Genomic DNA, 19631 nt, shown 5'->3' on the forward strand with positions numbered 1-19631 from the left:
GGGAGGGGCGGCGCCCGGCGGGTCCGCCGCCTGGCGCGCGGCGGCGCCGCCCGTCAGCGGCGGCGCCGGTAGCGCTCCTCGACGGCGACGGCCGCCGCCGCGACGGCGCCCAGGACGGGCACCGCCAGCGGCGCGATGAACATCGCGGACAGGGCCACGACGCCCAGCCCGCCGACGATCAGGAAGGACCCGGCGGGATCGAGCACCGTTCGACGCCCGGCGTCCGCGAGCAGCGCACGCCAGGAGTCGCCCGGCGTCCACAGGGCCGCCGCCCGCAGCAGGGCCACGGTCAGTCCGATCAGCGCGAACAGGCCGACGGCCCCGACGAACGGACCGCCGGGCAGCCCGGACCGCGCGGCCTGGACGTCCACCCAGACCGCGGCCACCGCCGCCCAGCCGGCGATCCCGACGACCCATCCGCCGTGCAGGGCCGCCCGGAAGTCGGAGACGAACGCCCGCCATCCGCCGCCCTCATGACGGACTCGCCGCCGCAGATGGCGCGCGCCGGCGGCGAAGGCGGCGGGGTAGGTGACGACTCCGAGCGAGGCCACGGCGATCCACACGCCGGTGAGCAGACACTCGGCGAAGACCGCGAACCGTTCGCCGAACACGGACTCCCCGCGCCGGGCGCGGGCCTTCACGGGTGCTTGCGCCACGGTGACCGCCTCATCCCTTCAGTCCGGACGTCGCCATGCCGTCGATGAGATAGCGCTGGAAGGCCATGAAGAAGGCGATGACCGGCACCAGCGCCACCAGCGACATCGCGATCATGCTGCCGTAGTTGGAGATGCCCTCCTGGTCGCGGAACATCATCAGGCCGAGCGAGACGGTGTACTTGGAGGGCGTGTTGAGGTATATCAACGGGCCCATGAAGTCGTTCCAGGCGTTGATGAAGGTGAAGATGGCGCTGGTGATGAGGGCGGGGCGGCACAGCGGCAGTACGACGGACCAGTAGGTCCTCAGGTGCCCGCAGCCGTCGAGCTTGGCGGCCTCGTCCAGTTCGCGCGGCAGTCCGCGCATGAACTGCACCATGAGGAAGACGAAGAACGCCTCCGTGGCCAGGAACTTGCCCGCGACGAGCGGCACCAGCGTGTCGACGAGTTCGAGGTTGCGGAACAGCACGTACTGCGGGATGAGCAGGACGTGGTACGGCAACAGCAGCGTGCCGATCATCAGCGTGAACAGCAGGTTCCGCCCGGCGAACCGGATCTTGGCGAAGGCGTACGCGGTCAGCGAGCTGGACACCACGACACCGACGACGGCGAGGACCGCGTACATCAGCGAGTTGACGAAGAAGCTGCTGACGGAGATGCCGGAGATGCCGTCGGCGAGCCCGGAGAAGTTCGCCCAGACCGGCTCGGTGGGCAGCAGGTCGAGGCTGGCGATGATGTCCTTGCTCGGCTTGAACGAGGCGCCGACCACCCAGACCACGGGATACAGCACGACGGCGAGGACGAGGAGCGCGCCGACGTGCCAGGCGATCGACCCGGTGCGCCGCCGCTCGCGCGCGGTGCGCGCGGCGGGGCTGGGGGCCGGGCCGGTGGCAGGGGCGGGGCTGGTGGCGGTGGTCACTTGGCGGCCTCCTCGTAGTGCACCCACTTCTTCTGCGACCAGAACAGGACCGCCGTGACCAGCGCCACCGCGATCACCAGCGTCCAGGCCATCGCGGAGGCGAAGCCCATCTGGGCCTCCTTGAAGCCCTTCTGGTAGAGGTAACAGGTGTAGACGAGCGTGGCGTCGGCGGGACCGCACCGGGTGTCGGAGACGACGTACGCGGAGCCGAACACCTGGAACGCGTGGATGGACTCCAGCAGCACGTTGAAGAACAGCACCGGGGAGATCATCGGCAGGGTGACGTTCCAGAACCTGCGGAACGGGCCGGCCCCGTCCATCTCGGCGGCCTCGTACAGCTCCCGCGGGACCTGCTTGAGACCGGCCAGGAAGATGACCATCGGCGCGCCGAACTGCCAGATGCTCAGCGCCACCAGGGCGTAGAGGACGTAGTCCGGGTTGCCGATCCAGCCGCCCACGTCGAGCCCGAAGATCTTCTGTGTACGGTCCACGACGGCGTCGTCCGAGAACAGCGCCCGCCACACGAAGCCGACGGAGACGCTGGCGCCGATGAGCGAGGGCATGTAGAACGCGGCCCGGTACAGCCCCTGTCCGCGCCGCTTCTGCGCGAGCAGCAGCGCGACGCCGAGCGCGAGCAGCAGCTTCAGGGGGGTGGCCACGACGACGTACTGGAGAGTGACCTCGACCGACTTCTGCCAGCGCGGGTCCTGGAACATCGTCGTGAAGTTGTCGAGCCCCACCCACCGGGGCGGCGTGAACAGGTTGTAGCTGGTGAACGCGTAGTACAGCGACGCGATCATCGGCCCCGCCGTGAGCAGCAGGAACCCCGCGATCCACGGCGACATGAAGAGATAGCCGGCGAGGTTCTCGCGGCGCCGCCCGCGCCGCCCGGCGGCGGGAGCGGCGGACCGCTTCCCGGCCGGGCGCGCGGGCGCTTCCTTGACGAGCGTCATGGTGGTACGTCCCCTCAGCCCGCGAACGCGGCCTTCGCCTCGCTGAACAGCGCCTTGGCGGCGTCGGCCGGCTTGGTCTTGCCCTGGGCGACCTCACCGCCGATGCGCAGGAACGCCGCCTCGATGACGTCGGTGCCGGACGGGTGCGGGGTGATCTTCCCGAGGACGCCCGCCTTGGCGACCTCTTCCTCGTAGGCCGCGACGCCCTTGTTGTTGGGGTCGGTGGGCTTGAAGGCGTCGTACTGCTCGGTGGTGGCGAGGATGCCGCGGTCGTAGCCCATGATCTTGCCGACCTCGGGGTCGTGGACCATGAAGGAGATGAACTGGGCGACTTCCTTGGGGTGCTTGGTCCCGGAGAAGGCGCTCATCATCAGCGAGCCGAGGTACTGGCCGGTGTCCTTGCCGTTCGTGGTGGGGATCGGCGCGAGCCCGTAGTCGGACTCGCCCTCGCCCTCGTAGCGGATGGAGAAGTTGTCCCAGGTGAACTCGGAAGCGGCGAGGCCTGCCGAGAGGGCGGACTTGGGCTTGACCTGCTCGACCTTCTTCGGGTCGGCGACGAGGCCGGACTTCACGCGCTTGTAGCCGTCCGTCCACCACTGCGTGAGATCGTCCTCGGTGAAGCCGAGGTCGGATTCGGTGAAGAAGGCCTTGCCGTTCTGACGCAGGTAGAGGTCGTAGAGGTACATGATGCTGAAGTAGCCGCTGTCACCGGCGATCTTCAGCTTGTCCTGGATCTTCTGGAGCGCGGCGAAGTAGTCGTCCCAGGTCCAGCCGAACTTGGCCTCGACGCCCGCCTTCTGGAAGGCCTTGAGGTCGATGACGAGCGCCATGGTGTTGGCACCCACGGGGATGCCGATCTGCTTGCCGTCGACCTGACCGTTCGCCAGGACGCCGTTGCGGAAGTTCTTCAGGTCCAGATTTCCGGCGTCGGCCTGCGCCTTGAGATCCATCAGAACTCCGCGCTTGTCGTACTTGCGCAGGAAGCCGACCGCATTCTGGAAAACGTCCGGGGGATTCCCTCCGGAGGCCTGGGTCTGGAACTTCTCCCAGAACGCCTCGTAGTCGGTGAATTCGGGCTTGATCTTGATCTTCGGGTACTTCTTCTCGAAGAGCGCGATCGACTTCTTGATGGCGATGGTGCGGGGCTCGCCGCCCCACCATGCGTAACGGATCGTCACCGTTCCGTCCGCGGAGGCCCCGTCGCCTCCCCCGCACCCCGTGGTCGCGGCCAGGCCCAGCGTGGCCGCCGTCGCCCCCGCGGCCTTGAGGATCGTTCGCCTCTCAACATTCCTGCTGGTTCCCACAGTCGGGCCCTCCCCGCAGCGTCGTTGCCACTTGCATGAATCGTTTCAAGAAAGCGCTTGCTGGCACAAGGTACGAGGGGGCTGAGGGAGCGTCAATGATTCGGACAGGAATTTCTTGTGGGGCGGGTGGGGGGTGTTGGGGGCGGGGTGGGGTGGCGGTGGCGGGGGGTGGGGGGTGAAGGTGCAGGTGGGGGGTGGTTGTTCGGGGGGAGCGGACGGGGGTGGGGGTCGGGGGTGGGGGGTGGAAGGGGGCGGGGAGAGGGGGTGGGATTCGGTTGGGGGTGCGGGGGTGGTGGGGTGGGTGAGGGGTGGGTGTTGGGTCGGGGGGCGGGTGGTGGTGGGGTTGGCGTGGAGTGGGGGCGGTTTCGGGTGGGGCGGAGTGGAGATCGGGAGGGGCGAGGTGGAGGGCGGTGGGAGGGGGTGAGGGGCGGGGGCGCGGCGGTGATCGGAGGGGAGGAGGAGGGGGCGTGACGGGGTGTCGGGTGACCGGGGGTGACGGTGCTGCTGATGAGGGGGTGGGGGGTGAGTGGTGTCGTCGGGCTTCTCCATCGGCTGGGCTGGGGGACTCGGAGCGTTGGCGGCGGAAGGGTGCGACGGGGTTGTGGGATGCGCGGGGGCGGCTGGAGTGGGACGGGAGGCGGGTGTCGGCGGGCGTGGAAGCGGAGGCGTCGAGACGCGAGGCACACGTCCCACGGCGGTGCTGTGCCGATGTGGGGGCTTAGCAGCGCGAGGTGCACGACGTGCGGGCTGGGCCGGTGGCGACGGACACCGCGACAGGCACGAGGCCCCAGGGCAAGTCGCCCTCGGCCAGGACTGCAACAGCGCGGGCCAACAAGTGGAACGGCCCCCGGGCCCGCTTCCGGAGTCGCGAAGCCCGCGCTGCGGTGAGGGTCCGCACCGCAGCGCGCGAAGAGGAACGGTCGGGGACCGGCAACCCGTACCGAGCTCGATGAACCGCGCTGCTGCGGCCCTCCTGAACAGCAAGAACCCACGCCGCGCAGCTCCGACCGGAACCGTCCACGGGGGGACCACCTCCAGCGCAACCCGACCGCCGGCTCGATCCCTGACCAGCGGAGACCGCCGCACCACAGCCCGTGCACCGGGGCGATCGATGGCCGGTGCCGCCCCCGGCCGCCAGCCGTCACCAGCGAGAACCCGTCCGGCGCGGACCTCGCGTGCGAGCGGTCACCGCTGAAGACCGCCCGCACCGCAACACGTGTCGGCGCGGTGTGGCACCGCCGCACACGCGAAGCCACCCCCAGCATCCCGTTTCGGACGCGCCCATCCTGGGCGGCTGGCACCGAAGAGCCGCCACAGTCGGCAGCACCTCAGACGGGCCTACGGCAGCCAGCACTGCACCGGAGGGGAGGCAGCGCCCAGCAGTGACCTGCGAAAGCCCTCGCACGCGCAGTACGCGTCGGGGAGCCGGCCGCCGCCGCAGGCACCGCCCTGGTCACGCAGCAGCGGCCATCGCGGCCCGCGTGAACCGGTGCCGACACTCACTGAATCGAAGAGCGCCCGGGGGTCGGGGCGGCACCGCCTCCGACGCGACGAACCTTGCCCTGCGCCCACCTCACCAGCGAGAGCCCATCCAGCACAGCGCGCGCCCAGGAGCCCGGGGTCGGTATCGCCTCAGCTGGGAAGTCACCGCCCACGCTGCCCTTACCAGCGGAGATGCCCGCAGTACAGCGCGCGCACCAGTTCCGTCAGCCGTCGGCACCGCCCCGGGGCGAGCGCCCTGCACAGGGCGAGCCCACGCCGGCCAGTGCCGCTCACAGCGCAGCGTGTGGACGAGGGGGTTGGTGTCAGCCTGCGCGCAAAGCGTGGGGCCGGCCTCTACGACACGCGTCGCCGCTCGCAGAGGCGGAGCGTTCCCGACTCAGCGGATGTCGGAGCGTTGGCGTGCACGCCTGCCACACCCAGCATGCCGCAGCATTTGCGCGTCGGCCTGTCGGCCGTCGGTCGGCCGGGATGGCGACTCAGGTCTCCAGGACCGCGCCCCGCATCCAGTACCCAGCGCTCAGCCCCGGCCCAAGCACCCCGCCCAAGCTTCCGGCCCGATCGCAAGGCGAGGCCCAGCCCGAGTCCCGACCCCGGCCCAGCACCCGCCCAGACCGAAGCCCGCGGCCCAAGCCTCCAACCCGATGCCAAGGCGAGCCCGAGTCCCAGCCCCGGCCCCGGCCCCGACCCCGACCCCGGCCCCACAGACGCTCCCGCCCGCGCGCGGCGTTGCCCTGGATGCGCCTCGCGCCTTGCGGCATTGTCGGCGCTCAGCCCGAGGGGGGCAGGGCCGTCGGTGGTGCCGTCATCGTGCCGCGTGGGCGCACGTTCGGCGGGTACGGCGGCGGCCCGTCTGCGTAGTCGCAGACGGGCCGTCGTTCCGGGTGGGCGATACTGGGTTCGAACCAGTGACCTCTTCGGTGTGAACGAAGCGCTCTCCCACTGAGCTAATCGCCCGGGCGCAGGGAGAACATTACCCCATGTCAGGGGGTGGGTGTCACCGGCCCGGACCGCGGTCGAGGCTCCCGGGAGGGCGCCCCGTGGATCACTGGTTCTTGATGTTCCACGGCATCTCGAAGCCGAACTTCCACAGGTAGAAGCCCAGAATCGCGCCGATGATCACGAGGCCGATCGAGGTCAGGATGATGTTGCGCTTGCGGACCTTGGGGTCGAGGGCGCGCTGGGTGGCCTCGGTGACCTTGCGCTTGGTCCAGCGCAGCACCAACTGGGCCCAGACGAACTCGGTCGCCCAGATCGCCATGCCGCCGAAGATCACGACCCAGCCCGGTCCGGGCAGCGGGAGCATGATGATGCCGGCGATCACGACCGCCAGGCCGACCACGAAGATCCCGACCTGCCAGCTCAGATGCAGTATGCGTCGGGCCTTGATGAACTCGGGCGCCCGGGAGCCGAGCCCCTGCTCGTGCCGCTCCTCCGCCTCGCCCGTCCTCGCGTCGTCCGCCGCCATGGCAACCTCGCCCGGCTCGTCACTCCCCGTATTCATACGGCCAAACCCTACCCGAGAGATTCCGGTCACCGTAATGGTGGTACTTCGCGAACGCTCTCTCGGCCGGAAGAGTTACGTAAACGCACGCAAAACACGCAGAGGGGTTTACAACGGCACCGTAGGTGGCATGTCGATTTCGCCGACGTGCGAATCCCCGAGCGCACACTGAGCGAAAGGCCCTGGCGCTTATGAACACCACGGTCAGCTGCGAGCTGCACCTGCGCCTCGTTGTGTCGAGCGAGTCCTCCCTGCCTGTCCCCGCAGGCCTGCGGTACGACACGGCCGACCCCTACGCCGTGCACGCCACCTTCCACACCGGAGCCGAGGAGACCGTCGAGTGGGTGTTCGCCCGCGACCTCCTCGCGGAGGGCCTGCACCGGCCCACGGGCACCGGCGACGTCCGCGTCTGGCCGTCGCGCAGTCACGGTCAGGGCGTCGTCTGCATCGCCCTGAGCTCCCCTGAGGGGGAGGCCCTGCTCGAGGCCCCGGCGCGGGCCCTGGAATCCTTCCTGAAGCGAACCGACGCGGCCGTGCCCCCCGGCACGGAGCACCGTCACTTCGATCTCGATCAGGAGCTCTCGCACATCCTGGCGGAAAGCTAGGACGGGGCTCCCGCAGAGCTGCCCGACGCCGTCCACTCGGGGAGACGGCTCGGGCGCGGACAACCGCATAGGGCAAGCTCCGGCGCCGCTCCATGGGTAACCCGTGGAGCGGCGCCGGCGCGCTCGGCCGGGTCACCTCGCCGGGCCGAGCGGCTACCATCGGCCAGCATCGGCGGGCGCCCGCCCGTCCCCCAGGCCAGGGAGCGAAACGTGCTGATCACCCACGACACCCGGTGCGCGCTCGATGCCGTGGTGGATCTGGTGAACACCGCACCGGAGGACGACACCAGCCCGGACGGACTGCCGGACGTGGCGACCCTCGCTGATTTCGTACGAAAGCACGAGATCAGCGATGTGGGCGTGCTGTCCGAGTTCGACCTCTCCGCCGTGCGCAAGGTCCGCGGGCGGTTCGCGAGAGTCTTCGCCGCCTCGGACGCCCGGGTCGCCGCCGGACTGATCAACGAGCTCGTCGCCGCCGCGGGCACCACCCCACGGCTCACCGACCACGACGGCTACGACTGGCATGTGCACTACTTCGCGCCGGGCGCCTCGATCGCCGACCATCTCGCCGCCGACTGCGGGATGGCGCTGGCCTTCTTCGTAGTGGCCGGTGAGCAGGAACGGCTGCGCCGCTGCGAGGCTCCGGACTGCCGGCGCGCCTTCGTGGACCTCTCCCGCAACCGCTCCCGCCGGTACTGCGACAGCCGCACCTGCGGAAACCGCCTGCATGTGGCCGCCTACCGGGCGCGCCGCAAGGAGGCCGCGGGCTGAGAGCGCCCGCCGGGCCACAGCTCCGGGGGTTCTCGCGGTCGTCCGGTTGGTGCCGACGCGGCCCCGGCGGGTGACGCCGGGGACCGCGGGTACGGCTCAGAGCAGCAGCAGGTCGTGCAGCGAAGCAATGAGCAGCAGACACCCGATCACCGCTAGGAAGATCATCAGCGGTGGCTGGGAAAGGGCGAAGAGGCACCCGCGCGGCTCGTCCTGAGGCGGCGCGGCGTCGCTCTGTGTCGTGTCCAGCATCTCGCGGGCGATGATGACGCAGGCCCGGTACAGCGCGCGATCAACACGCTCGGATTGGGCGGGAGTTCGCCGGAATCCGTGACGTCGGTTTCCGGCCGTGATCACTTACGCGCGCGTGCGGCTCGACTGTGTCGCTTCAGCCGCCGTTCTTCATATGCCGTGCTTCTTGAGGATGGCCTCGATGTCGCTGAAGTCGTCGGTGGCGGTCGCGCGCGGTGCGGCGGTGGGCCGGGAGGCCGGGCGGGAGGACTGGCCAAGGGAGGGCGCCGATGCGGCGGGGGCCACGGCCCCGCCCCGCTCGGACCGCGCCGCCGCCTTGCGCTCCTTGCGGGTGCCGCCCCGGCGGCGCTCCACGGCACGTGTCGTCACGAAGAGGGCCCAGGCCCCGCCGAGCAGACCGAAGCCCAGCCAGGCGGTGGGGCTGAAGGCGGTGTCGGCGGCCCACTCCACGACGCCGGTCAGCACGAGGCCGAGCGGCACGAGGGCGTAGGCGGCGATACGGGCCGCCGTGAGGAAACGCCTGCGGTACGCCGTGACCGCGGCGATGCCCAGGCCGGCCGCGGCTGCGGCGGAACAGACGGTCTCGGCAATCATCCGGTCCTCCAGACGCGGCACAATCGGGCAGGGTCGAGCGGCTCGGCGCCGCGGCACGGGCGGCGCTTCGTCCCTTCCATCCTGCACCTGCGCAATGGTCTTGGGCCATGCCACGGACGGACATCAGGGACATCTCCGGGTCGCCTCGGGGTCGTCTCCTCCGCAGGTGCCGGTCCGGGCCGCGCGGATCCCACGGTCACCGGCCCGCGTGGTGCGAGCGGAGCGGGTGGGCTGGGAGACTGACGGCATGAGCGACTCCTCTCCCTCCCCCGCCCCCTCCGCGTCGGCGTCCGGTTCCGCCCGTCCCGCCGTCGTCCTCGACGTGTGGTGCGAGTTGCAGTGCTCGGACTGCCGCGGCGCGCTCGGCGATCTTCGCGCCCTGCGCGAGCGCTACGGCGACCGGCTGGAGCTGCGGTTGCGGCACTTCCCGCTGGAGAAGCACAAGCACGCCTTCGCCGCCGCGCAGGCCGCCGAGGAGGCCGCGGAGCAGGGACAGGGATGGGCGTACGTCGAGGCGGTCCTCGGCCGGGTCGAGGAGCTGGACCGTGCGGGCGAGCCGTTCCTGATCGAGGCCGCCCGGGAACTCGGCCTGGACGCCGAGGAGTTCGACACCGCGCTCATCGACGGCCGGCACATCCTGATCGTCGACGCCGACCAGGCCGAGGGCAAGGCCATCGGCGTCACGGGCACCCCCACCTATGTCATCGGCGGCGAGCGCCTCGACGGCGGCAAGAGCCAGGAGGGGCTGCGCGAGCGCATCGAGGAGATCGCGGACCGGCTGCTGGCCGAGGCCGAACGGGGCTGACAACGCTCAAGGCTTCAAGCCACCCCACGGCACCACACGGCACACCCGGCACCACACGGCACTCACTCGCCGTCACCACACGGCACCCCCCGTCACCACACGGCACCGCGAAGCCCCGCGGGGACGCGCTCAGAGCAGGCTCTTGTACATCGAGTAGCCGACCGGGACGTACCCCAGCGACTCGTAGAGCCGCTCGGCGGGAGCGTTGTCCGCGAAGACGTTGAGGCCGATGACCGGCTTGCCCGCCGCGATCGCCTGGATCTCGGCCAGCAGCATCAGCGAGCGGCCGTGGCCCCGGCCGCGGCAGGCCTCGTCGGTCTCGACGTCGTACACGTACGCCCGGTCCTCGTGGAGGGCCAGCCAGAGCACGCCGACACGGGAGCCCTCGTGTTCCAGGACGCTGATCCGTGTGTTCGCGGTGTCCCGGCCGTCCGGCAGGAGGTGGTCGGTGTCGCTCTCCGCGCGGGCGCGGGCCTCGTCCGGGGCGACGCCGCGGGTGCTCCAGCACTCGGCGAACTCCTCGACGCCGTGCTGCCGCCACGGCCCGAACTCGGCCTCGGTCAGGGGCCTGGCCCGGGTGCCGGGCGGCAGTTCGGGGGCCACCGCGCCGAGAGGCTTCTCCATGCCGCGGTTGCGGTGGACGTACCCGAGGGCGGTGGCCAGGCGCAGGGCGGCCCCGGCCGCGGCGGGGACCCGGATCTCGATCCCCCGGCAGCCCCAGCCGCGCGCCACCTCCTCGGCGGCGAGCGCGGCGACCGTGCCCCGGCCGCGTCCGCGGTCGGCCTCGTCGACGCGCAGATCGTCGACGCGGGCGACGGCCGGTCCGAACGCGGGGTGGGTGGACAGGTGCACCGCGCCGACCGGGCGGCCGTTCACGCACACCTGGTAGTGACGGGACAACGCCCCGTCTGCGGCGCGCTGGAGCGGCTCGGTCGGCCGCAGGGTCGTGGTCATCAGGGGGTTTCTACCCGCCGTACGGGCCGAAGTCAGCCCTTTTTTACCGGCCCTTACAGGTCGGGAGCCCTGACGGGTCGGAAGCCCGCACAGGTCGGGAGCCCTTACGGGTCGAGGTCGTCGCCCGCGCGCTCGTCGAAGATCCGCATCGCCTTGGCGGTCACCGGCCCCGCCGTGCCCGGCAGTTCGCGGTCGTCGACGCGGTGCACGGACTGGACGTCGCGCAGGGTGGAGGTCAGGAAGACCTCGTCGGCGCGCTCCAGGACGTCCAGCGGCAGGTCGGTCTCCTTGGCGCCGGTCCACTCGACGGCCAACGCGCGCGTGATGCCCGCGAGGCAGCCGGAGGCGAGCGGCGGGGTGTGGATCTCGCCGTCCAGGACGACGAAGACGTTCGACCCGGTGCCCTCGCAGAGCCGGCCGACGGTGTTGCCGAACAGCGCCTCGGACGCGCCCTGTTCGTGCGCGCGGGCCAGGGCGACGACGTTCTCGGCGTACGAGGTCGTCTTCAGGCCGGTGAGGGCGCCGCGCTCGTTGCGGGTCCAGGGGACGGTGATCACGGCCGTGGAGTCGGGGCGGCGGGCGGCCTCCCCTACGGCGACGACGAGGGTCGGGCCGTGGTCGCCGCGGTCGGAGCCGAGGGGGCCGAGGCCGCCCGTGTAGGTGATGCGCAGGCGGCCGAGCGGCACGGGGACGGCGTCGAGGACGGCGGCGCAGGCGCGGCGGACCTCGTCGAGGTCGGGGTCGGGCAGGCCGAGGCCGCGCGCGGAGCGGGTCAGCCGGTCGAGGTGCCGGGTCAGCGCGAACGTCGTGCCGTTCACCGCCTTCACCGTCTCGAAGACGCCGTCGCCCACGGTCAGCCCGTGGTCGAGGACTGAGACGCGGGCGGTCCCGATGTCCTGGAGCCCTCCGTCGAGCCAAAGCTTCACTGCTCTCCACCTCACCGATACGTCGGAGTCCTGCCGTCCGCTTCGTACGTTCCCGACGCTATCGCGAGCAGCCGGGACGCCTTCAGCTCGGTCTCCTCCCACTCCGCCTCGGGGTCCGAGCCCCAGGTGATGCCGGCGCCGGTGCCGAAACGGAGCGCGCCCTCGGCGCGGTCGATCCAGAAGGTGCGGATACCGACGGCGAGCTCGCCCGTGCCCCGGTCGGCGTCGACCCAGCCGATGCCGCCGCAGTACGGGCCGCGGGGCGCGGTCTCCAGTTCGTCGATGATCCGCAGGGCGCTGGACTTGGGGGCGCCGGTGACGGAGCCGGGCGGGAAGGCGGCGTCGAGGAGTTCGGGCCAGCCGGCGTCCGCGCGGAGCTCGCCGCGGACCGTCGAGACGAGGTGGACGAGGCCCGGGTGCTTCTCCACGGCGCACAGGTCGGGGACGGTCACGCTGCCGGTGGCGCAGACGCGGCCGATGTCGTTGCGGACGAGGTCCACGATCATGACGTTCTCGGCGTGGTCCTTGTCGAGGAGGTCGGCCTCGGTGCGCCCGGTGCCCTTGATCGGCCCGGACTCGACGATCCGCCCGTCGCGGCGCAGGAAGAGCTCGGGGGAGGCGGTGGCGATCTCCACGCCGTGCCCGGGGAGTCGGATCGTTCCCGCGTACGGCGCCGGGTTGCCCTGGGCGAGCAGCGCGGTCAGCGCGTCCACGTCGGCGCCGGCCGGGACGGGGGCGGACAGGACGCGGCAGAGGTTCGCCTGGTACACCGTGCCCGCGGCGATGTGCTCGCGGATGCGGCGCACTCCGGCCGTGTACGCGGCGCGGTCGAGGGACGACGTCCAGTCACCGGCGGCGGGGCCCCGCCACTCCCCCGGCCTCGGCGCGGGCACCGGCGCCACCCTTGTCTCCGCGAAGCGAGCGCACGTCAGACGGCCTTCGAAGTCGGCGCACACGGCCCAGAAACCGGCGGAGTCCAGGGCCGCCGGATCGTCGGTGACGTCGAGGAGGCCGGTGGCTGTTCGGTCGCCGAAACGGGCGAGAGGGGGGAGTTCGGGCACAGTGACGAGTCTAGGACGGGTGTCCGGGCCGGCCGTCCGGTGAGGCCTGAGCAGGTCTTCCGCGGGACTCAGCGCAGCACGCTGCACAAACGCGTTTTTGTGCTGGCCCAGGAATCCGCTAGAGTTCAACACGTCGCCGGGCCGTGAGAGCGGACCGAAACGACAAGCGGACGTAGCTCAGTTGGTAGAGCGCAACCTTGCCAAGGTTGAGGTCGCCAGTTCGAACCTGGTCGTCCGCTCGCAGGAACGGTGGGGGATCTTCCCGAACCCCCGCACTCCTGGTGGAGTGGCCGAGAGGCGAGGCAACGGCCTGCAAAGCCGTCTACACGGGTTCAAATCCCGTCTCCACCTCCAAGGACGATTAGCTCAGCGGGAGAGCGCTTCCCTGACACGGAAGAGGTCACTGGTTCAATCCCAGTATCGTCCACTGGATCTTCGGATCCCCGCGCGATTAGCTCAGCGGGAGAGCGCTTCCCTGACACGGAAGAGGTCACTGGTTCAATCCCAGTATCGCGCACGCAGTACCGCGGCCCCTCGGGCCGTGTTCCCGAGGACGATTAGCTCAGCGGGAGAGCGCTTCCCTGACACGGAAGAGGTCACTGGTTCAATCCCAGTATCGTCCACACGCACCGGAGCCCCCGGCCGTCTTCACGGCCGGGGGCTTCGTCGTGCCCGTGCCCGGCGGGCCTGCCGGACCGGCGGGTCAGCTGGAGAAGAGCATGTGGCCGAAGCCCTTGTTGCGCTTGTGCCCGTAATGACCGCCGTGGCCGCCATGGCCGCCGTGCGGGGCTCCCCAGGCGGGGGCGTGCGGGGCCTGCGGCGCGGCCGGGTAGGCCTGGGGGGCGGGCGGGGGCGGCGGGCCCGGCTGGGACCACTGCGACTCCATACGGGTCAGCGCCTCCAGCTCGCCGTAGTCGAGGAAGATCCCGCGGCAGTTCGCGCACTGCTCGATCTGGACGCCGTTGCGGTTGTACGTGTGCATCGGGGCGTGACACTTCGGACACTGCATGATTCGGCTCAACTCCTCGCCGGTCGGTCCTGCTTCACGTATCGCCAGGACAGACACTGTCCGGCTGCGGTCGGTTGCACCCTACTTCGCCGAGCTTGACGGCAACTGGGAAGGTACGGAACGGGATACGGCGGGCGGTACGGAACTCATGCGGGCGCAGGCGTCGACGAGCGCCTGCTCCACCTCGTCCAGAGGTCGGTTCTGCGCGAGGGCCTTGGTGAGGGCGCGGGCGGCGGTCTGGACGGTGAGCGCGCGGGCGGGCACGTCCAGGGCGGGCCAGGGGTCGCCGTCGGCGGGGACGGCGGGGCCGTGCGCGGCGCGGTAGGCGGTGAGGAAGCGGGTCCAGTCCTCGGGCGGGAGGAGGCCGCAGGCGTACCAGGCGGCGGGGCGGGCGAGGTCCCAGGCGGGGACGCCGGTGCCGAGGTCGTCCACGTCGATGAGACGCCAGGGGCCGTCGGGGGCGGGGTGGCGGACGAGCTGGCCGAGGTGGAGGTCGCCGTGGCAGAGGGTGGTGGTGTCGGGCATGGGGGCTGCCGCGCGGGCCCAGGCGGGGAGGGTGGACCAGGCTCGCAGGACGGGGGCGGCGGCGGGGTGGTGTGTGGTGGTCGTGGCGGTGGCCTTTTCGAGGCGGGTGATCGCCTGGGCGGCCTTGGCCGGACCTCGCATCGGGGGGACGGGATGCGGGGCGGGGGTGCGGTGGAGGCGGGCGAGGAGGGTGGCGGCTTCTTCCCAGGGGGCGGCGTCCGGGTCGTCGGGGTTCACGGGGCTGCCGTACGGCCAGAGGGTGACGAGGCGGTCGTGGAGGGGGATCGGGGTGGGGGTGAGCGGGGGGAGGAGGACGTCGGGGAGGCGGGCGGCGGTGGTGAGGCGGGGGGTGAGGTCGGTGGGGGTGGTGCCGGGGGCGTGCGCTTTGGCGACGGTGTCGGCGTGGCGTACGACGGTGGCGTCGGGGCGGTCCGCGAGGGTGGCTGCGCCGCAGGGGCACGTGGTTGTCGTGCGGGAGTGGGCTTCTGTCGTGGCTTGTCGGGTGAGAGCGGTCAGGAGGGGGGTGACGGTCACGGGGCTCCCTGGGTGCGGGTCTGCTCCGCGAGGGTACGCAGGGGGCAGCGGGGTCGGTGCGTCAGGTGCCCGGGGTCGGTGCGGGCCGGGGGTGGGGCGCGTGGCCCGGCGTCGCGGGGTGCCGCTGCGCCCCACCCGTGCCGCCCCAGCGGCACGACTGCCCGCAGCTAACGCGGCATGGGGCGCTGCCAACAGCTGCGCGGCGGGAGGGTGCTGCCCGCGCAGCTACGCGGTGGGTATGGCAATGCCGGCGCAGCTCCCCAGCTGCGCCGGCATTATTTGCCGTCCGCCGTACCCCCGTCCCCACGGGGTTTCATGGGTGGATGTCCCCGCCCGGACCGCTCTTCCGGGCCTGGGGTCGCCGCTCAGCGCCCCAGCATCACGCCCACGGACGACGCCTGTGTGGCCACTGTCTCCCAGCCGTCGAAGACGACGAGGAGCAGTGCGGCCAGGGGGAGGGCCATGAGCGTCGCCACCAAGGGGTGGCGACGGCCCGTGCGGCGGGGTCTGGTGCGGAAGTGCGTCCGCGGTGCCGTGTGGGCCATGGTCCCTCTCCTGACCGTTCTCCGTTGTGGTCGACAGCGGCGGGTGTCTGACCTCGGGGGACGAGTGCTGCACCCGCCGCTTGACCTCAAATCTAGGCGCGCGGCGGACGCGGCACGTCATGCCCTCGTACCGATTGCCGGGCCTCCCGGAGGATGAGCCGTGACCTGCGGTGTACTCCCCTGGGTGGAGACGGAGACCCAGGTCTCGGGGTCTTCCCGGAGGGGGTGCCCGGTCCGGGCCGGTATCTCCCCTCCCCGCCGGCCGGAAGGCGGGGGCGAGCCCAGGGGGTGACTTCGCTCACTTCCACCACCCCCGGGCGCACCGCCGTCTCCGTCCGGCGGCCCGCTCCGCTCGCTGCCGGCTCGTCCGTCCGGGTCGGGTCGCCGGCGCCGACGAGCGTCTCCGGCCGGTCGCCCTTCGCGGGTCCAATCCCCCGTCACCGGGAGGTGGTTGGGGTCGATGGGGCGGTAAGGCACGCCTGTTGTCTGGCTCCCTGACCACTCTTCACCTCTCCCGTCGGGCACTGACAATCGATCGGAGGGAGAGGGCGCGGCCTCTGCGCGCGGACGGCCGTGGAAACGTAAGCTGTGCCACGTCACACGGACCGGGCAGCGGGGATGAACATGGCGATGATGCGCCTGAGGCGCGAGGACCCGCGCGTCGTCGGCTCGTTCAAGCTTCACCGACGGCTCGGCGCGGGCGGGATGGGCGTCGTCTACCTGGGCTCCGACAAGAAGGGGCAGCGGGTCGCGCTGAAGGTGATCCGGCCCGATCTCGCGGAGGACCAGGAGTTCCGGTCGCGGTTCGCGCGGGAGGTCTCGGCGGCGCGGCGGATCAGGGGCGGGTGCACGGCCCGGCTGGTCGCGGCCGACCTGGACGCCGACCGGCCGTGGTTCGCCACCCAGTACGTGCCCGGCCCCTCCCTCCACGACAAGATCAACGACGAGGGCCCGCTCGGGGCCGCGGAGCTCGCGGCGATCGGGGCCGCGCTGTCGGAGGGGCTCGTCGCGGTCCACGAGGCCGGGGTCGTGCACCGGGACCTGAAGCCGTCGAACATCCTGCTCTCCCCCAAGGGCCCGCGGATCATCGACTTCGGCATCGCCTGGGCGACGGGGGCCTCGACGCTCACGCACGTCGGCACGGCGGTCGGCTCCCCCGGCTTCCTCGCGCCCGAGCAGGTGCGGGGCGCGATGGTCACCCCGGCGACCGACGTGTTCTCGCTCGGGGCCACGCTCGCGTACGCCTCGACCGCCGACTCCCCCTTCGGGCACGGCAGTTCCGAGGTGATGCTGTACCGGGTGGTGCACGAGGAGCCCCATCTGTACGGCGTCCCGGACGCCCTCGCCCCGCTGATCCGGGCCTGTCTCGCGAAGGATCCCGAGGAGCGGCCCAGCACGCTCGACCTCTCCCTGCGGCTGAAGGAGATCGCGGCTCGGGAGGCGCAGGGCCTGGCCGACACGCGGCCTCCCGTGCCGCGGGCCGCCGAGGCCGACCGGCCGACGGGGCGGCTCATGGACAGCACCTATCCGGAGCGCGCGCTGCGCCAGCCCGGCACGCCTCCGCCGCGGGGAGGGTCGTCGTCCCCGCGCGGGCCGGTGCCCTCGCGTGGCGGGACGCCCGCGCCGCGGGGCGGGGGCGTCCCGCGGGGCGGCGGGGGGCCGTCTTCCCGGCCCGGGGCCCGTCCCACGCCCGCGCCGCGGAACACTCCGGCGAAGCGCAACAGCCGTCCCGGCAGCGGCAGTCGGCCCGCGCCTCGGGGCGGTTCCGGGCGGCCGGGGCCGAGACCCACGGGCACCGGCCGGCGTCCCGCCAACCCCCGGCTGCTGCGCCAGCGGCTGTTCGTCTTCGTCGTCGTGACGCTGCTGGTGGCCCTGGGCATCGCCCTCGTGCAGGGCTGCCAGGGGCCGGCCCAGGGACTCGGGGGCGGCGACGGCGTCGTACGGGATCAGCGGCAGGCACAGCAGCAGCCGCCGCGACAGCAGTAGGCGGGTGGAGTTCTACGGGCTGGGGCGGCCCGTGGCCACCGCGTAGAAGGCGACCGCGGCCGCCGCGCCCACGTTGAGCGAGTCCACGCCGTGGGACATGGGGATGCGGACCCATTCGTCGGCCGCGACCAGGGCCTGCGTGGACAGGCCGTCGCCCTCCGCGCCGAGCATGAGGGCCACCCGGTCCATGGTGTGCGGGGCGGCCTCGTCGAGGCTGCGGGCCTTCTCGTCCGGGGTGAGCGCGAGGAGCGTGAAGCCCGCCTCGCGGACCGAGTCCAGGCCCTTGGGCCAGGTGTCGAGACGGGCGTACGGCACGGAGAAGACCGCACCCATGGAGACCTTCACGCTGCGCCGGTACAGGGGGTCGGCGCAGTCCGGGGAGAGCAGGACGGCGTCCATGCCGAGGGCGGCGGCCGAGCGGAAGATCGCGCCGATGTTGGTGTGGTCGTTCACCGATTCCATGATCACGACCCGGCGGGCGCTGCGCAGGAGTTCGGCGGCCGTGGGCAGCGGCTTGCGCTGCATGGAGGCGAGCGCGCCGCGGTGGACGTGGTAGCCGGTGACGCGTTCGGCGAGGTCGGGGCTGACGGCGTAGACCGGGGCGGGGAGTTCGTCGATGACGTCGCGCATGACGTCGACCCACTTGGCGGAGAGCAGCATGGAGCGCATCTCGTAGCCGGCTTCCTTGGCGCGTCGGATGACCTTCTCGCCCTCGGCGATGAACAGGCCCTCGGCTGGCTCACGCCTGCGGCGCAGTTCGACGTCGGTCAGGCCGGTGTAGTCGCGCAGGCGCGGGTCGGCGGGGTCCTCGACGGTGATGAGATCGGCCACAGGGGTGATACTGCCTTGTCCTGGGTGTGGTGCCAACGGCTCGGTACAGGTTCTGTTACCCGGGGTTACGGCCGGGTCGTCTTACGGCCAGGTCGTGCTACGGCCGGGTCGCGTTCGTCTGCCGGCCGACGGCGACGACCGGGCCGATCACGATGACCGCCGGGGGCTTCACGTTCTCGGCGCGGACCCGCTCGGCGACCGTCGCGAGGGTCGCGTCGACGCGGCGCTGGGCGGCGGTCGTGCCCTCCTGGACGAGGGCGACGGGGGTGTCGGCGGACTTGCCGTGCGCGACGAGCGTCTCCGCGATCTTCCCGATCTTGTCGACGCCCATGAGGATCACGAGCGTGCCGGTCAGCTTCGCGAGCGAGGACCAGTCGACGAGGGAGCGGTCGTCGTCGGGGGCGACATGGCCGCTGACCACGGTGAACTCATGGGCGACCCCCCGGTGGGTGACCGGGATGCCGGCCGCGCCCGGGACCGAGATGGAGCTGGAGATGCCCGGGACGACCGTGCAGGCGATGCCCGCCTCGGCGAGCGCCTGGAGTTCCTCCATGCCCCGGCCGAAGACGTACGGGTCGCCGCCCTTGAGGCGCACGACCGACTTGCCCTGCTTGGCGTGCTCGATCAGCGCGTTGTTGATCGCCTCCTGGGCCATGAAACGGCCGTAGGGGATCTTCGCCGCGTCGATCACCTCGACGTGGGACGGGAGTTCGGCGAGGAGGTCGCGCGGACCGAGGCGGTCGGCGATGACGACGTCCGCCTCGGCGAGGAGGCGGCGACCGCGGACGGTGATCAGGTCCGGGTCCCCGGGGCCGCCGCCGACGAGGGAGACGCCGGGGGTGCGGGTGCGGTGGTGGGGGGCGACCAGAGTGCCGTCGCGCAGTGCCTCGACCACCGCGTCGCGGATGGCCGCCGTGCGGCGGGGGTCGCGGACGCGCGCGTCCGTGGTGAGGACGGCGACGGTGACGCCCGCGCTGTGACCGGTGGCCGGGGTCCAGGCCGTGGCCGCGTCGGCGTCGTCGGAGCGGACGCACCAGACGCGGTGCGCCTCCGCCTCGGCGGAGGCCCGGGTGTTCGCCTCCGGGTCGCTGGTGGCGATCAGGGCGTACCAGGCGTTCGTGAGGTCGCCGTCGGCGTAGCGGCGCCTGTGCCAGGTGAGCTCGCCCGCGTCCGCCATGGCTTCGACGGAGGGGGTCGCCGAGGGCGAGAAGAGGTGGATGTCCGCGCCGGCCGCGATGAGGGCGGGGAGGCGGCGCTGGGCCACCTGGCCGCCGCCGAGGACGACGACCCTGCGGCCGGTGAGGCGGAGGCCTACGGGGTAGGCGGGGTGTTCGGCCATGAGGTGCGGCTTCCTTTACGGCGGTGCGTTGCCCTGACGTGCGGATTTTATGCTGCGGGGCGGG

General features: G+C 72.0%; 19 protein-coding genes and 6 tRNA genes. 9 read left to right on the plus strand and 16 right to left on the minus strand.

Features of this window, described 5'->3' with window-relative positions:
• Nucleotides 1–53 precede the first annotated feature (53 nt).
• The 6 genes from ACFYX4_RS19710 to ACFYX4_RS19735 all read right to left on the minus strand — a co-directional run bounded on the left by ACFYX4_RS19710 (nt 54) and on the right by ACFYX4_RS19735 (nt 6833).
• Entirely contained in the window at nt 54–656 is a 603-nt protein-coding gene (locus ACFYX4_RS19710) for a hypothetical protein (RefSeq protein ID WP_389334428.1), read from the minus strand.
• A gap of 10 nt (nt 657–666) precedes the next feature.
• Nucleotides 667–1572: a carbohydrate ABC transporter permease gene (locus tag ACFYX4_RS19715; protein ID WP_389334431.1), complete on the minus strand. Its 906-nt coding sequence runs from the start codon at nt 1570–1572 to the stop codon at nt 667–669.
• Complete coding sequence (locus ACFYX4_RS19720) at nt 1569–2525, minus strand: carbohydrate ABC transporter permease (protein ID WP_389334434.1); 957 nt, start codon at nt 2523–2525, stop codon at nt 1569–1571. Before ACFYX4_RS19720 ends, ACFYX4_RS19715 begins: the two co-directional genes overlap by 4 nt.
• A 14-nt stretch (nt 2526–2539) precedes the next feature.
• Nucleotides 2540–3829: an extracellular solute-binding protein gene (locus tag ACFYX4_RS19725; protein ID WP_389334437.1), complete on the minus strand. Its 1290-nt coding sequence runs from the start codon at nt 3827–3829 to the stop codon at nt 2540–2542.
• Nucleotides 3830–6214: 2385 nt separating this feature from the next.
• A tRNA-Val gene (locus ACFYX4_RS19730) sits at nt 6215–6286 on the minus strand.
• Between the two features lie 88 nt (nt 6287–6374).
• Nucleotides 6375–6833 (minus strand): TIGR02611 family protein, encoded by a 459-nt coding sequence (locus tag ACFYX4_RS19735; RefSeq protein ID WP_389334440.1) that lies wholly within the window; start codon nt 6831–6833, stop codon nt 6375–6377.
• A gap of 191 nt (nt 6834–7024) precedes the next feature.
• On the opposite strand from ACFYX4_RS19735, the gene ACFYX4_RS19740 reads away from it, so the two are divergent.
• Nucleotides 7025–7438: an SsgA family sporulation/cell division regulator gene (locus tag ACFYX4_RS19740; protein ID WP_004002642.1), complete on the plus strand. Its 414-nt coding sequence runs from the start codon at nt 7025–7027 to the stop codon at nt 7436–7438.
• A gap of 210 nt (nt 7439–7648) precedes the next feature.
• Complete coding sequence (locus ACFYX4_RS19745; protein WP_389334443.1) at nt 7649–8209, plus strand: CGNR zinc finger domain-containing protein; 561 nt, start codon at nt 7649–7651, stop codon at nt 8207–8209.
• Nucleotides 8210–8305: 96 nt separating this feature from the next.
• Here the strand turns inward: ACFYX4_RS19745 and ACFYX4_RS19750 are convergent, their stop codons facing one another.
• Together ACFYX4_RS19750 and ACFYX4_RS19755 are read right to left on the minus strand one after the other, a co-directional pair.
• Nucleotides 8306–8563 (minus strand): hypothetical protein, encoded by a 258-nt coding sequence (locus ACFYX4_RS19750; protein WP_389335235.1) that lies wholly within the window; start codon nt 8561–8563, stop codon nt 8306–8308.
• Between the two features lie 45 nt (nt 8564–8608).
• Nucleotides 8609–9052, minus strand: a complete 444-nt coding sequence (locus ACFYX4_RS19755; protein WP_389334446.1) for a hypothetical protein — start codon at nt 9050–9052, stop codon at nt 8609–8611.
• 247 nt (nt 9053–9299) lie between these two features.
• Here ACFYX4_RS19755 and ACFYX4_RS19760 point away from each other — a divergent pair, with 247 nt between their 5' ends.
• The gene (locus ACFYX4_RS19760; RefSeq protein WP_389334449.1) at nt 9300–9857 is read left to right on the plus strand and encodes a DsbA family protein; all 558 of its coding nucleotides are present in this window, start codon (nt 9300–9302) and stop codon (nt 9855–9857) included.
• Nucleotides 9858–9986: 129 nt separating this feature from the next.
• Here the strand turns inward: ACFYX4_RS19760 and ACFYX4_RS19765 are convergent, their stop codons facing one another.
• From ACFYX4_RS19765 to ACFYX4_RS19775, 3 genes are all read right to left on the minus strand, one after another.
• On the minus strand, nt 9987–10811 hold the full coding sequence (locus tag ACFYX4_RS19765; protein ID WP_389334452.1) for a GNAT family N-acetyltransferase: 825 nt from the start codon (nt 10809–10811) through the stop codon (nt 9987–9989).
• Nucleotides 10812–10915: 104 nt separating this feature from the next.
• A complete protein-coding gene (locus ACFYX4_RS19770) occupies nt 10916–11737 on the minus strand; it encodes an aminotransferase class IV (protein ID WP_389334455.1) in 822 nt (273 codons plus the stop codon).
• 11 nt (nt 11738–11748) lie between these two features.
• Nucleotides 11749–12798 (minus strand): chorismate-binding protein, encoded by a 1050-nt coding sequence (locus tag ACFYX4_RS19775; protein ID WP_389334458.1) that lies wholly within the window; start codon nt 12796–12798, stop codon nt 11749–11751.
• Between the two features lie 166 nt (nt 12799–12964).
• Between ACFYX4_RS19775 and ACFYX4_RS19780 the strand changes: the two genes are divergently transcribed.
• The 5 genes from ACFYX4_RS19780 to ACFYX4_RS19800 all read left to right on the plus strand — a co-directional run bounded on the left by ACFYX4_RS19780 (nt 12965) and on the right by ACFYX4_RS19800 (nt 13421).
• Nucleotides 12965–13037, plus strand: a tRNA-Gly gene (locus ACFYX4_RS19780).
• 41 nt (nt 13038–13078) lie between these two features.
• Nucleotides 13079–13152, plus strand: a tRNA-Cys gene (locus ACFYX4_RS19785).
• A 1-nt stretch (nt 13153) separates the two neighbouring features.
• Nucleotides 13154–13225: transfer RNA gene (locus ACFYX4_RS19790), tRNA-Val, on the plus strand.
• 18 nt (nt 13226–13243) lie between these two features.
• Nucleotides 13244–13315 (plus strand) — tRNA-Val (locus ACFYX4_RS19795).
• Between the two features lie 34 nt (nt 13316–13349).
• Nucleotides 13350–13421 (plus strand) — tRNA-Val (locus ACFYX4_RS19800).
• Nucleotides 13422–13501: 80 nt separating this feature from the next.
• On the opposite strand, the gene ACFYX4_RS19805 is transcribed toward ACFYX4_RS19800, so the two are convergent.
• From ACFYX4_RS19805 to ACFYX4_RS19815, 3 genes are all read right to left on the minus strand, one after another.
• Nucleotides 13502–13807 carry a zf-TFIIB domain-containing protein gene (locus tag ACFYX4_RS19805; RefSeq protein ID WP_389334461.1) on the minus strand — a complete coding sequence of 102 codons (306 nt, stop codon included), beginning with the start codon at nt 13805–13807 and terminating at the stop codon, nt 13502–13504.
• 81 nt (nt 13808–13888) lie between these two features.
• A complete protein-coding gene (locus ACFYX4_RS19810; protein WP_389334464.1) occupies nt 13889–14866 on the minus strand; it encodes a phosphotransferase family protein in 978 nt (325 codons plus the stop codon).
• 365 nt (nt 14867–15231) lie between these two features.
• Nucleotides 15232–15411: a hypothetical protein gene (locus ACFYX4_RS19815; RefSeq protein WP_352344700.1), complete on the minus strand. Its 180-nt coding sequence runs from the start codon at nt 15409–15411 to the stop codon at nt 15232–15234.
• 618 nt (nt 15412–16029) lie between these two features.
• Between ACFYX4_RS19815 and ACFYX4_RS19820 the strand changes: the two genes are divergently transcribed.
• On the plus strand, nt 16030–17397 hold the full coding sequence (locus ACFYX4_RS19820) for a protein kinase (protein WP_389334467.1): 1368 nt from the start codon (nt 16030–16032) through the stop codon (nt 17395–17397).
• Nucleotides 17398–17409: 12 nt separating this feature from the next.
• Here ACFYX4_RS19820 and ACFYX4_RS19825 read toward each other — a convergent pair whose 3' ends face one another.
• On the minus strand, nt 17410–18228 hold the full coding sequence (locus ACFYX4_RS19825) for a TrmH family RNA methyltransferase (protein ID WP_389334470.1): 819 nt from the start codon (nt 18226–18228) through the stop codon (nt 17410–17412).
• Nucleotides 18229–18325: 97 nt separating this feature from the next.
• Nucleotides 18326–19567 carry a uroporphyrinogen-III C-methyltransferase gene (gene cobA, locus ACFYX4_RS19830; protein WP_389334473.1) on the minus strand — a complete coding sequence of 414 codons (1242 nt, stop codon included), beginning with the start codon at nt 19565–19567 and terminating at the stop codon, nt 18326–18328.
• Nucleotides 19568–19631 lie beyond the last annotated feature (64 nt).

The organism is Streptomyces sp. NPDC002328 (assembly GCF_042890065.1).
Lineage (GTDB): Bacteria > Actinomycetota > Actinomycetes > Streptomycetales > Streptomycetaceae > Streptomyces.

Bases quoted from the DNA above. Each gene is read 5' to 3' on its own strand.
- ACFYX4_RS19755 (WP_389334446.1), bottom strand. From the start codon at position 9,052: ATGATTGCCGAGACCGTCTGTTCCGCCGCAGCCGCGGCCGGCCTGGGC.
- cobA (WP_389334473.1), bottom strand. From the start codon at position 19,567: ATGGCCGAACACCCCGCCTACCCCGTAGGCCTCCGCCTCACCGGCCGC.
- ACFYX4_RS19720 (WP_389334434.1), bottom strand. From the start codon at position 2,525: ATGACGCTCGTCAAGGAAGCGCCCGCGCGCCCGGCCGGGAAGCGGTCC.
- ACFYX4_RS19735 (WP_389334440.1), bottom strand. From the start codon at position 6,833: ATGAATACGGGGAGTGACGAGCCGGGCGAGGTTGCCATGGCGGCGGAC.
- ACFYX4_RS19805 (WP_389334461.1), bottom strand. From the start codon at position 13,807: ATGCAGTGTCCGAAGTGTCACGCCCCGATGCACACGTACAACCGCAAC.
- ACFYX4_RS19740 (WP_004002642.1), top strand. From the start codon at position 7,025: ATGAACACCACGGTCAGCTGCGAGCTGCACCTGCGCCTCGTTGTGTCG.
- ACFYX4_RS19760 (WP_389334449.1), top strand. From the start codon at position 9,300: ATGAGCGACTCCTCTCCCTCCCCCGCCCCCTCCGCGTCGGCGTCCGGT.
- ACFYX4_RS19765 (WP_389334452.1), bottom strand. From the start codon at position 10,811: ATGACCACGACCCTGCGGCCGACCGAGCCGCTCCAGCGCGCCGCAGAC.
- ACFYX4_RS19815 (WP_352344700.1), bottom strand. From the start codon at position 15,411: ATGGCCCACACGGCACCGCGGACGCACTTCCGCACCAGACCCCGCCGC.
- ACFYX4_RS19820 (WP_389334467.1), top strand. From the start codon at position 16,030: ATGAACATGGCGATGATGCGCCTGAGGCGCGAGGACCCGCGCGTCGTC.